This is a genomic window from Sphingobacterium detergens, assembly GCF_003610355.1.
GTDB lineage: Bacteria > Bacteroidota > Bacteroidia > Sphingobacteriales > Sphingobacteriaceae > Sphingobacterium > Sphingobacterium detergens.
This window is the reverse complement of record NZ_RAPY01000003.1, coordinates 201,840-214,789: the sequence shown is the minus strand read 5'-3', so window position 1 is coordinate 214,789 and position 12,950 is coordinate 201,840. Positions and strand designations below refer to the sequence as shown.

The window sequence follows — 12,950 nt, the reverse complement described above, 5'->3', positions numbered from 1 at the left end:
GATATTTGATCCGTTAATTTATTAAGTTATCGCTTATTATCGTCCTGTTGTTGGTATCCATACCTTAGAAAAACCACCGGTTTGACTTGCGTCCGCATAGGGTACCAGGAGAATAGATTGTTTCTTATTGTCACTCGTACTGATGTCGGTTGAATAAGCCAAAGTGCCCACCCAATTTTTAGGCAATTTATCCTGCGCTTCGGTGAGCTTGATCGCCGCCTTTTCGGGGTAAACCAATTTGGCGGTTTCGAAATCTACTTGTGGGTTTAATGACTGATCTAGGGCAAAGATCTGTGGTCCTCTTTTTAAGGTAAAGCTTCCGGGATAGGTCTTTCCACCGTTGACGATTTCTGTTCGAATATCAAAAGATATGCTGATTTTATCATTGTTCTTCCATTGACGTACTATTTTTAGCAGCTGGTTGGGTTCAGATTTGTAGGTTTTTCCATTTACTGTTGCGGTATAGTTTGTCGCCCATTCCGGAACCCGTAATTGTAGTGGGAACTGTGCTGATTGTGGGAGGTTTACCTGCAAAGTTGCGGTGCCTTTTCTCGGAAACTCAGTCGTCAGGGTCAACTCCAACGGAATTGTTTGTTGTGATGAAGTTTTAATCTTTTCCTTGATCTGTGCCGGCTCGTAGAGCAATATGGTTGGAATATGGTTTAATTGACCAAAATTCAGGTAAGGAATAAGTGCGATCCCCCGAGGGACACTGCTCAGACAACAGGTGATATTACAGCGGTAAGGTTTTTCGCCAATCAGTGGCGTATAATAGCTCACACAACCTGTTTGCGGGTTTTCGGCACCCAGTAGATGGTTGTAAATTGTCTTCTCGATTTCATTGTAATATTTTAAATCGCCTGTAATGGAGAATAGTTGTGTATTGAACTGTAACCAGGTTGTGGTGACGCAGCCTTCACCCATGTGTGCTGAAGTATCTGCCAGTAAATAATGATCATCCTGAAAACGTTCGTGGTCGCTTGACGTACCGGTTACAAACAAACGGTTGGCACTGATATCATCGAAAGTGTAATTGATTACATTCAAAAGATCTTTATCGCCGGTTAAACGATACATTTTTACCAATCCCACGATATTGGAAAGCATCTCGTAGGCTTTGGCATTGGCGACTTTGTCCACGCGTTTATGTTTTAAAATGGAGGTGACGATGGCTGGGCCACCTTCGAAGTCGTAAGCACGGATGATATAGCGACAAAAATCAAGGTATTTTTTGTCTCCAGTCCATCGGTATAAATCCAACATGGGATCAATGACAGAGGTGGCTGCCATACCCACGTGTGATCCAGATTTGAGGATATTTTTTTTGCCGGGGGTATCGCCGAAGGTGTTGTAGAGCAAATCTCCGATTTGTGTTGCGGCTTTTAGTGCTTTTGGATCACCTACAGCACCATAGTAAGCAAGCAACCCGAAGAGGTCGTATTTGTGCACCCAAACATCCCATGACGTCCAGCGGTTTTCGGGTAGATAGGTGCCGAGATAGCCATCTTCACCTTGTGTTTCAAGCAAGCGATGAAACATCCGGTCCATCTGTTGTTTCAGCCGGCTATCTTTGGTGACAAGCCAGGTATTGGCCGCTGCTTCGAGGTATTTGCCAATATGTTCACCGATCCAGCGTTGCTTTCCTGGTCGGCTGTGAAAACCTTCCAATAAGCCCTCTTCATCGACTTGGAGGAGCCTCTTTTCCAGGTTGAGCTGGTAACGATTACCTAGGTAACCGCTCAGTATATCCGTTTGAGGAATCGCGAGATCATATTGAGAAGGCACAACGTAATCTACTTTCGGTATCGCCGCTGTTGTGATCAGCTGTGCTAGACTCAGTTGGATGGTCGTCAGAAGCAAGACGGTTGTTGATAAAAAAATACGAATAGACATGTTGATTTAAATAGGATGAATAATTGATTATAAAAGGTTTTAATTGGATGCTGTACTGTATTCCCGCCAGTAGGGAATAGAGGTCTGTGCTCCTAGGCGTGTAACGGAGATTGCAGCAGCATTTGAAGCCAGTCTAACGGCATCTAGGACAGGCATATTCCTAGCGATGGCACTGGCCAAAACGCCACAGAAGGTATCGCCGGCGGCTGTACTGTCAACTGCATTGACTTTTTCGGCGGGGACTTGGAAATAGTTGTTTTCTTCCTTGATGAGTGACCCTTTTGCGCCCATAGTAATGATAATAGTGCCCGGACATTTCTGACTGATCGCATCGGCAGCCAGACGAGCTGTCTCCCAATTTTCAACCATGACTTCGGTGTAATATTGGGCTTCCGACGTGTTTAATATCAGTATATCAATTCGGTTTAAAATGCTGTCTGGAAGTGGTTGTGCAGGAGCGGTATTTAAGATAATTTTGGTATCGTGCTGCGTTGCAATCGTACTGGCTTCTTCTATTGTAGCTATAGGGATTTCCAGCTGTATGAGTAGTACTGCAGCTTCGCAGATGACGTTCTGAACAGCCAACACTTCTTGTGGTAGCAGCGCCGCATTTGATCCGGGTGCAACGAGAATACAGTTTTCGCCTTGGGCATCTACAGATATAAGTGCGATACCGGAGGGATTTGTCGGATCCTGAAAGATTGTATCTACCTGAATGCCTTCCTGGTGGTAGTGGGTGATGGCTTGTTGACCAAAGATGTCGTTCCCAACTTTGGCAATAAAAGATACCTGTGCACCAGCTCTGGCTGCGGCGACAGCCTGATTGGCTCCTTTTCCACCAGGGACCATGAAAAACTGCCCACCTAGCACTGTTTCCCCTGGTACAGGAAGATGAGAGGCTTTGATAACCATATCCGTATTGGAACTGCCTAGCACGACAATATTTGTTCTGCTCATAAAATATCAGGTTTACTCGTTATTACTTGATTACTAGTCAAAAGTACAGAATTCATGTCTTGGTTAATTATTATTACCATTTTTTTCGTTCAGGTAAGGGCAGGATAGTTGAGGGAAGATATTTCCTATTTTTTTGATGTATATAAGGTATCTTAGTGTATTCTTCTGACTGAGGAGACGAGAGGCTCCTTTGTGTGTAATTTCAATCGGAGGATATACCAATTGAAACCTAAAAGTTTCTTATCGTGCTTATAATGTAGATATCCAAGCCATGAATATGACCAATGCAATAGCTCAGTTTTTAAAAACACTGGAAATTAGTGATTTTTCGGCCACCCCCAAATACTTACAATTAGCGAATACGATTGTCGATGCTGTTAAAAATGAAATCTTGTCGAAAGATGATATGTTGCCATCGATCAATGAACTTAGCACCTATCTGGACATATCCCGGGATACGGTGGAGAAAGCCTATCGCTATCTTAAACATCAGGAGATTATTGCCTCCAATCCTGGAAAGGGATATTACATCAATAAAATTGATGTGCAGTCTAAACTCAAAATTGCCCTTTTTTTAAATAAGCTCAGCACACATAAAAAGATTGTTTATGACTCCTTTGCACGCGAGCTGGGGGATTATGCCAATTTGGATCTCTTTGTCTACAACTCCGACCTGTCCTATTTGAATACCTTGTTGGGAAGTCTGACCAAAACATATGATCATTATGTGTTATTCCCACATTTTAAAGAAGGACGGGATAAAGCGCCAGATGTTATCCGTAAGATCCCGACGGAGAAATTGATGTTGTTGGGTAAGTTTATTGAAGATGTTCCGGGGGAGTTTCCTGCGGTCTATGAAAATTATGAACAGGATATCTATAATGCGTTAGAGGAAGCAAATGAATCCTTGAGTAAATACCAAATGCTTAAGCTTGTCTTCCCAGATCATAGTGATTTTCCAAAAGCCATTATCAAGGGCTTTTATAAGTTTTGTCAGCAATACGCCTTTGAGCATGAATTGGTTGCCGATCTGCATCGGGAGAAGGTGATCAAAGAGACCTGCTACATTAATATCATTGAAGACGATCTTGTCAAGTTATTGAACAAGATTATCCAAAAGAAATTAGTCATAGGTACTGATGTCGGCGTGATCTCTTATAATGAAACGCCATTAAAGAAGTTTATCCTTAACGGTATTACCACAATATCGACCGATTTTGAGATGATGGGGCGATTGGCTGCGGAATTGATCAAAAATAAATCAAAGGACCGTGTCGAAGTTCCATTTTATTTGAAACTTCGACCATCGATCTAGTGAATAAAAGCAAAAGCCTGGTTTCATCAGAAACCAGGCTTTTGCTTTTATTGCCAGCTAACATCCATTTTGCTGGCGTGCTGTTTTATTTTTTTAATGTTTTTACGGGGAACAAATCAATCACACCTTTCGCTACTTTACTGATGTTGTTGATGGCCTTTTCAGGATTATCCACATCACCTGAACCGCGTGCTTGCCAGATCACCGCATTTGTTTTGCGGTCGATAGCCTCGATGATCAAGTGACCATAACGATAACGTTCTTTTGCAACAGGGTAATATCCACCACCATAAAAGTAAGGTGAGAACCATGGTCTGTACCAGCCCCAAGGACCACCCCAGCCATAATATCCGCCACCGCCATAGACCAAACGGCTTTTGTTGTTGACGATGGTAATATAACGGAATAATAAATCTGGATTATCTTTTGAATATTGGAGTCCCTTTGCCTCTAAAGCCGTATTTGCAGCATCCAAAATATTAGTTTTGGCAATATCATTGTCAAAATAAGATTTCGAAAGTGAGTCTACCGGCGGTAGCCAGGCATACGTTTTGAAAGGAGTGAAATCCATCTTTTCTACCCGAGTGGTATTATATTGATAAGACGAACATGATGCAAGCGCGATGCAGAGCACCAAAAATAATAGAATCTTTTTCATCGTAGTAATTTGTTTATTAACTGTGATGAATCTACCATGAATATACTGTTTTGCTTTTAAGCATTATACTCATGATGGTTTCATGGCCTATATGGAACTTTTATATTTATTTAACTTGTTTTAATTTCTAATCTATCTGCTTTTACTGCCTTTCTATGACTCAAAGCATTATGGCAATTTGTTGTCTGTGCTGTATGCACTGGAATTATTCTCTAATGTTAGACAAAAAACTATAAATATGGTTTAATCCTAATTGTAAAATTAATATGGATATTTTGCCACCAATGGAATCTGTCTTCCTGAGCCAAAAGCTTTTGGGCTGATCCGGAGGATTGGCGGTGCCTGAAAGCGTTTAAATTCAGCATTATTAACCAATTTACTTACTCTCTCTACTAACGCTTTTTCGAATCCCATTGCTACAACTTCGGAACCGCTCTTTTCATTTTCAATCAACTCAAATAAGATCTTGTCCAGCAGGTCGTACTCTGGTAGTGAATCCGAGTCTTTCTGATCAGGCCGTAATTCAGCAGAAGGCGCTTTTTCGATGGTATTGATGGGGATAATCTCACGCTCGCGGTTGATATAACGTGCCAGGTCGTACGCTTTGGATTTATAGACATCACCAATAACCGAAATGGAACCGGCCATGTCGCCATATAAGGTGCCATAGCCAACGGCAGCTTCGCTTTTATTTGAAGTATTTAATAGGATATGACCAAACTTGTTGGATATGGACATCAAGATAACCGCACGCGCACGAGCTTGTATGTTTTCCTCTGTGGTATCAGGCTTTAAGCCCTCAAAAATAGGGGCAAGTGTGTTCTCGTAAGCCGAAGCGATATCTTTTATGGGGACAATATGGTGTTTGCAACCCGTATTGTTCACCAGATCTAGGGCATCTTTGATCGAATGGTCTGAGGAGTACACGGAAGGCATTAAAATGGAGAGCACATTGTCAGCGCCGAGGGCTTCACAGGCCAGAGCCGCTACTAAGGCAGAGTCCAATCCACCAGATAAACCGAGGATCGCTCTTTTGAAACCTGATTTTCGGAAATAATCACGCAAGCCTAGGATCAACGCATCATGGATCAATGCAATTTCAGCTACCGGATCTTTGATGGATGCCGTGGTTGAGGTAATATTTTTTTGATGATAGGTGACATATTGCAGATCACTATCAAATCGTTTTAATTCGGCAACCTTTGTTCCCTCACGACTAAGTGCTAGTGATCTGCCATCAAAGATAATATCCATATGTGCCCCCACCTGGTTCACATAGATTAGTGGACGGTTGGATTTTTTGACCTGCCGGGAGAGTACTTTGACACGTTCATCAAAGTGCGTGTAGGAAAATGGTGAGGCGGCAATATTGATCAAAAGATCCGGGTCCTCTTTTCGGAGTTCGTCCATGGGATCACCCACGTAGGAGTTGCCACCCTCATCGTCGTCCCAGAGATCCTCGCAAACTGTCAGGGCAATTTTTACACCATTCAATATGATGCAGTCGAAACGCTTGTTGGGTTCAAAGTAGCGGTATTCATCAAATACATCATAATCGGGGAGCAGGCCTTTTTTTACGATATTTCGAACAGCACCCTGTTCGATAAATACTGCGGTATTGTAAAGTTCCTTTCCTTTGGGATCACTGTTTGTGACCGGAGCTCCAATAATACAGGCGATTTCCTTACAATGAGCGGCAATCTGGTGAATAGCCTCGTTGCACTGTTGCTTAAATACATTACTTCGCAATAAGTCTTTGGCGGGATAGCCGCCAATAGCAAGCTCCGAAAAGATGATAAGGTCCGCCGATGCTTCTTTGGCTTGGTTGATTGCTTGAATTATTTCCGCTGTATTTGCTTCAAAATTACCGATATGGTAATTCAATTGTGCTAAAGCTATTTTCATCCGTATTTATTTTTTCTTTTTATTAGATCCGCAAGGTTGTTTGAAAAAACAGGATGGTTTCCGGTTCTCATTATCGGGATAGTAGATCCTAATACATTGCAGTGTCTATCTACAAATTTATTCCTTTTTATTGAAAGTGTTTCTTTTATTGATCACTGTTTTTTAAAGAATCCATGCATGCCATTAGTGTGTTTATTTATCTCTTTTGCACCTGATCGGTACGGATAATGTTGATCTATCAATTCCCTTGCATAATGATTAAAAATATTGCAGATGAAAAAGGATCTGTTTGTTTGTAATAAAGTGCTAAATTGTTTTAACATAATTTTAACAACGTTAAATGCTGTTAAATTTCTTGACATGAACGGAAATGTGTCTTACCTTTGATATATCAAAACAGAAAGATATATACAAAATAATATATAAAGAACTTTTCATAATTTAGGTTAATAATTGGTTAGGTAAAGCTCGGAGTTCCCCACTTCGAGCTTTTGTTATTTAAAAACCTTTCTCATTCGCTCATTTCAATCGTCATTTAGGTTTATCACGGGTTAGAACTAGTGTTATAGGATTGCCGTCCTATCATCACATAGATACCATAGTGATACTTTATGAATACTTAATCCATACTGTACGTATACTGAAACCTGCTTTTACTTGTACATTGTGGTTAGTGCTGCTTCTTTTCTGAAAATGTTTTATAATGTGTTGACTGTTTGATTGTTAGGTGTTTTTCTTATGTTACATTTCAAGTGGACATTTAGGGACATTTAGGGACATTTGACCCCATTTAGGGACATTTGGGACATTGCTTATGGGATCTTGTCTGATATTTATGCTATGGCAAGACAAATTGGAATAATTAAAATAAAAGGAAGTTTCGGAGATCTTAGCTTTTATGAAAGTGCAGGAGTACAGTTGGTACGTAAAAAGACTGGCGCAACAAAAAAACAGATTGAGACGGATTCCCGTTTTCAGCGGACGAAAGAAAATGCGCAAGAATTTGGACGAACGATGAAGAGTTGCAAACTGTTAAAGCAGCGATTACAGGATATTCTGTTTCAATGTACAGATAAAAGTTTTTTTAATAGGCTTGTGAGCCGTATGTCTATGGTTTTGAAATCAGATCCAGTACATCGGAGAGGAGAGCGTATTGTCACTGGGCGGGGGCTAGAATTATTGGGCGGATTGGAAACCAATCGGAATTTCAAGTTTAAGGACCAGGTTTTGACCGATATTCATGTATCATTTGATGTCACAAAAGGAGCAGGTATCGTTGCGGTACCGGCATTTATTCCCGCTCAACGAATTCGACGTTATGAAACGAGTACACATGCACAAATGGTTTTTGCTGTGATAGAGTTTGGTGCGACCATTCCAGCGCAGATAGAGCCAATTGTCTGGCGATCCGATCATCATGCCTTATCCAATGTTCGGCCTATTCCGGGTATAAAGTTTTCGTTCGGCTGGATTCCTAAGTTGGGGAATGCACTTATTGTTTTAGTTGGAGTGTGTTATTTTGAGCAGATTGCAGGCTCCTATTTTCCAGTAGTGAAGGGGAAGTATAATGCAGTGGTATTCGATAAGATATATTGTTAAATAACAGAAATAAATAGAAAACGCCTAAAGTTAGTATTTGCTTTAGGCGTTTTTTTGCTTGTATTTTATAAATATTGCTGGCTCCTTGTATTGGATGACACTATTTAATGTCTACAACTTCGATAACAAAATCTAAAGGAGAATTAGCTGGAATTTTTCCCATTGCACGGTTTGCATACCCCCATTTCGAAGGAACCATAATATGAATCTTGGAACCCTTTTGAAGTCCTTTTTCGGTCAGTCCCCCTAGTTTCAAGTCGCCAATTTTCTTTGGTGCAAAGGCAAATGTCCAAGCAGGTATAATCGTGCTCTCAAAAGGATAATAATAACCGGTATTGGTGAGGATCTCAAAGCTCGCTGTTTTATCGGTTTCGGTTTGGTCGAAAATACTACCATTTAATAGTCTACCAGTATATTTTACAGTTGGCTGAACTTTAAAGAGTTTAGCATTTAAGGTGTCCACGATTTTATATTGGTAATTTCCTGTGCCTTCGGCTAAAATTTCATACCAAATTCCCTTTTCTGAATCGTATTGTGCATTAGGATATTTGCTGTCAACATAATTTTTAAGCAATGTAGAATCCGTCTTAAATTGCCCCTCTGCGTCATAAACAGGAGCATCTTCGCTTTTACTACAACTAACAGTAAATAAAGCAAGAGCTGCAATTCCCAAGAATAATGGCGATAATAATTTTTTCATAGTGTTATTGATGGTTTTAAAAAAAACATTTTGATTTTAAAAATGGTCTCTAGCAAATGTATATTATTTTTTGTTTTCGTGTACTGTTACTTCAATAATTAACATTTTGATACAGTAATTAACGTTCGTTAGCAGATCGAAATATTAGACAAAATTGTGCTGTGATGATTATCCAGTACTTAAACTAAATTTTTGATAGCAACAGCATTTGTACTATAGCATCGAGGTGTTCAAAAAAAAACCATTCTCATATTGAGAATGGTTTTCATAAATTATCTATTTTATTAATTAGAAGTTGCAGCCCCAATTGCAGTAATTTCTATTGTATACGCAACAGGTGTATCTTTTGAAACTGTAACTTTTTCACTACCATCTTTATATTCAGTCTGGTCAAAACCTAAATAAGACGGTGCCACAAAGCGAATTTTAGATCCCTTAACTAGTCCTGTTGTCGTTAAACCATTGAATTTTAATTCACGACCATCTTGACTAATTACTTTTGGAATAAAAGCATAATACCATGAACCACCATACTTTTTAATTGCAGGACTTAAATTACTATAATTAGTAGGAGTGCCTTCTTTGCTTTGATCGAATACAGTTCCATTCAACAATTGTCCTTTGAAGTTGATAGTTACTGATGGAGATGTGATTACATAGGTTCCATTTCCAACCTGAGCTTTATAAGTGTAAGATGTTTTATCGCCAGGGTTTAAAATCTGATAGACAATCTTAGTTGAGTCATCTACAACATAATTAGGCTGCCCAGCATCGTTCTTGAAATTCTGTTTCGCATATTCTAATAACAACGGACCTTGAATTTTATATAAAGAATCTTGTCTCGCCTTCTCTCTTTTGATAGCTTCTTCTTGTTGTCTGTAGTATGCATCCCAGTCAAAATTATCTTTGTTACAAGATGTGAAGATCATTCCCAGGCACAAAAATGCCATTAAAAATTTCGTGATATTTTTCATAATTTCTTAAAGTGTGTATTAATTATAAAACTCAAAACGCACTATCGCTTGGTTTCGCTACACAAATATGTTAAATTATTCTAAAAAATCATTTAACTCTTTTGAGTTCAGGTATTTTTGTTGTATATTTTTTAAGTGGAATTCGTTGTCAAATCGAAGAATACTCGGGAAAATCATTCGTTTTCCACTTAATAACTGCAAGGCTAGCGCATGATACTGTCCAGTTCTTTTTTTGCCGGATTTTGCTTTCCAGATGCTCTGATCAAAGGTAATTTCCTGCACAGATTCTGCATCCAGTTGGACCGCATAGTAACTTTTATTGATCACTGTAACAAGATCCGGCTTTGTAAATATTTCCCGTTCCATTTTTCGGCAATAGCTGCACCAATCGGTATGGATAAAAATTAGGGTCTCCCGTGGTGCTACAGCCAGCAGGGAGTCGAGCTGTTCAAAGCTGACCCAATTTATCCGCTCTTGCCCAAAATGGAAGAGCGGATAAAGTAAGCTGATCATCAGGATGCTTATTTTCCTAAAATATTTCATTGTTCTCCTTTTGTTTATGGGAAATTTATCCCAGTACGCATGTCCTAATGAAAATGTCCTACCCGAAGACCGAAGGTATATGTTCGTGGACGTGTAGGACCATAGATATAGTCTGAATCCCGTAATGCACCTTTGTCAAAATCCTTTTGAAAGGCGTTGAACATATTCTGTACGCCACCAAAAAATTCGATACTAAAATCCTTGTGCACAGGTACTGTATAGCCCAGACGAAGATTCAATTCAACAAAATCACGGGCGTTTTTGAGCGTCATGATATCTTGCTGGATATGTGGTACAATCATTTTGCCTGTATATACTCCTGTGAGGTCGACAGCGAACCGCTTCGTCGCTTTCAGATTTGTATTCATATAGCCGTAAACATTGGGAGTACGCACATATTGCTTTGTCCAGATATCGTGCGAATCGTCTTTACCCTCATAGATCAGCTGGTCTTTTTTATAACGCGAGCGCTGGATTGTTCCACCAGCTTGAAACGATAACCACGATGAAGGGGCGACATTGATTTCAATGTTGGAACCATATACACGAGCACCTTCGCCATTTTGCATCTCCTGAATGATAAGGCCATCTTTTTCTGAGGCCATGACATTGACAAACTGATTATTGAGGTCGGTGTAGAAACCTTCAACTAGAAAACTCGTTTGTACATTTCCAAAGTTCTTATTGTAACTAAACGACCCGGTATAGGCATTGGAATATTCTGTTTTCAAGTTTTCACCGATCAGAACAAATACCTGGTTGCCACCAATGGAAGTCACGTGCATGTCTTCGTTAAATGCCTGTGGGGCCCTGAAACCACGTGCGTAACCACCTCTAAACTGTAGATCTTTTGTCAGATCATATAGGATCGTTAACCGTGGGCTGAATGTTCCGAAACGTTGATCCGAACTACGGTTTATCCCAGCCAAGCTGTATTTGCCATCGACATAGGTATAATCGTATCGGGCACCGATCAGAGTTTTAAATGTCTCAAAGGGCTTCCATTCGTATTGAGCATAGGTTCCCAATCCTTTATTCTGCTGATCAATTGTCCGCTTATAGCCGGGGATTTCATCCTGGGTATCATTGTAGGAGAACTCCACACCTGCAGTAAACACATCTTTTTCAAAATTGTAGGTATACTGACTTCCTACAACCAGTGCAATATCGTTTGTCTTTCCATACGAATTGGATGCTAGCGTACTGTCTGCTAGTGTTGTCCCGCCACCAAGTCCGCCATAATAACTATCACGAACGGTTTTCTGGACGGAACCATAAACCGAAATCTTGTGTTTAAAGTCTTCGGAATAACGGTCATAAGTAATTCCACCAACGATAGAACTGGTTTGCAGTTGTTCGGTAATCTGGGTCAGATGCGGGGCCTTATCGAGTTGGTCTCCGCCACGACGAAATTCATTGACTGTGCTAAAATCTACCGTAATTTTGTCGAGGTCGCTTGGTTTGTAAAATAATTTGGTGCCAAAGGTGGTGTTTCGAAGCTTGGTGATCTCCGAAAACCCATCCCCATTAGCATCATAGGATTCTCTATTGCGGTGCATACCATAAAATGTTGCACCGGTATTTAGGTCCTCAGCAACAAGGGATGTATTGAAATCTACGGTATTATCCCAGCTTTTGCCACCAATCAGTGAATTGGTGGACTTTACCTGCCAATCACTTTCGACGGGATCTTTTGTAATGATATTGATGGTTCCGGCAATGGCATTGGCGCCAAATAGTGCTGAGCCGCCACTACGTACGACCTCGATCCTGTCGATCATACTGGTGGGGATCTGATCCAATCCGTAGACACTGTTTAACGCCGAAAATACGGCTCTGCTGTTAATCAATATCTGTGAATATGGGCCTTCCAGACCATTGAGCCTAACTTGTGAAAAACCACAGTTTTGACAATTGTTTTCCACACGGACGCCGGGCTGGTAATTCAGTGTTTCAGACATCGCTACAGACTGTGTAGCATTAAATAGTTTGGGGCCGATGACATTGACTACAACAGGTGCATCCTTGCGTTTTACACCATAACGGGTTGCGGAGACCACTACCTCATCGAGATTAAGGTTGTCTTCTTCGAGCTGGATCTGTAATGGTGATTTTAAGGTATCCAAAGCGACTACCTTCGTCAGCGAACGATAGCCCACGGCGGAGATATTTAACGTTACTTTTGGGGTAACAACGGTATTGAATTTAAAGTGTCCATCAGCATCCGATGTGGTGGCTGATTTGCTGTTTTTTATCGTCAATGTCCCCGAAGCAATGGCTTCCCGGTTTTTATTGAATAAATATCCTTCTAGTGGTGACTGTGCATATATTGAGGATGTTCCGGCCAATAGTGTAGCCAGTAACGTGTATTGCTTTAGCATTTTTATCGTATTGAGTATTTCGTAT

At 40.5% G+C, this 12,950-nt stretch carries 10 protein-coding genes; 2 read left to right on the top strand and 8 right to left on the bottom strand.

Translation table 11 applies throughout. The features are described 5' to 3' along the window. Positions 1-36: 36 nt before the first annotated feature. On the bottom strand, positions 37-1,893 hold the full coding sequence (locus DFQ12_RS16615; RefSeq protein ID WP_120260186.1) for a beta-L-arabinofuranosidase domain-containing protein: 1,857 nt from the start codon (positions 1,891-1,893) through the stop codon (positions 37-39). A gap of 39 nt (positions 1,894-1,932) precedes the next feature. Continuing rightward, complete coding sequence (gene rbsK / locus DFQ12_RS16610; RefSeq protein ID WP_120260185.1) at positions 1,933-2,850, bottom strand: ribokinase; 918 nt, start codon at positions 2,848-2,850, stop codon at positions 1,933-1,935. Between the two features lie 271 nt (positions 2,851-3,121). On the opposite strand from rbsK, the gene DFQ12_RS16605 reads away from it, so the two are divergent. Further along, entirely contained in the window at positions 3,122-4,165 is a 1,044-nt protein-coding gene (locus DFQ12_RS16605) for a GntR family transcriptional regulator (protein WP_310446392.1), read from the top strand. A gap of 85 nt (positions 4,166-4,250) precedes the next feature. Here the strand turns inward: DFQ12_RS16605 and DFQ12_RS16600 are convergent, their stop codons facing one another. Both DFQ12_RS16600 and DFQ12_RS16595 read right to left on the bottom strand, forming a co-directional pair. Then, the gene (locus DFQ12_RS16600; RefSeq protein ID WP_120260184.1) at positions 4,251-4,823 is read right to left on the bottom strand and encodes a DUF4136 domain-containing protein; all 573 of its coding nucleotides are present in this window, start codon (positions 4,821-4,823) and stop codon (positions 4,251-4,253) included. A 261-nt stretch (positions 4,824-5,084) separates the two neighbouring features. Continuing rightward, on the bottom strand, positions 5,085-6,728 hold the full coding sequence (locus DFQ12_RS16595; protein ID WP_120260183.1) for an NAD+ synthase: 1,644 nt from the start codon (positions 6,726-6,728) through the stop codon (positions 5,085-5,087). 840 nt (positions 6,729-7,568) lie between these two features. On the opposite strand from DFQ12_RS16595, the gene DFQ12_RS16590 reads away from it, so the two are divergent. Continuing rightward, a complete protein-coding gene (locus tag DFQ12_RS16590; RefSeq protein WP_120260182.1) occupies positions 7,569-8,327 on the top strand; it encodes a hypothetical protein in 759 nt (252 codons plus the stop codon). A gap of 100 nt (positions 8,328-8,427) precedes the next feature. Here the strand turns inward: DFQ12_RS16590 and DFQ12_RS16585 are convergent, their stop codons facing one another. The 4 genes from DFQ12_RS16585 to DFQ12_RS16570 form a co-directional block, all read right to left on the bottom strand. Then, a complete protein-coding gene (locus DFQ12_RS16585) occupies positions 8,428-9,027 on the bottom strand; it encodes an FKBP-type peptidyl-prolyl cis-trans isomerase (protein WP_120260181.1) in 600 nt (199 codons plus the stop codon). A 284-nt stretch (positions 9,028-9,311) separates the two neighbouring features. Continuing rightward, positions 9,312-10,001, bottom strand: coding sequence for an FKBP-type peptidyl-prolyl cis-trans isomerase (locus tag DFQ12_RS16580; RefSeq protein WP_120260180.1), 690 nt, complete (start codon positions 9,999-10,001; stop codon positions 9,312-9,314). A 75-nt stretch (positions 10,002-10,076) separates the two neighbouring features. After that, on the bottom strand, positions 10,077-10,544 hold the full coding sequence (locus DFQ12_RS16575; protein ID WP_120260179.1) for a thioredoxin family protein: 468 nt from the start codon (positions 10,542-10,544) through the stop codon (positions 10,077-10,079). A gap of 44 nt (positions 10,545-10,588) precedes the next feature. Then, positions 10,589-12,925: a TonB-dependent receptor plug domain-containing protein gene (locus tag DFQ12_RS16570; protein ID WP_120260178.1), complete on the bottom strand. Its 2,337-nt coding sequence runs from the start codon at positions 12,923-12,925 to the stop codon at positions 10,589-10,591. Positions 12,926-12,950 lie beyond the last annotated feature (25 nt).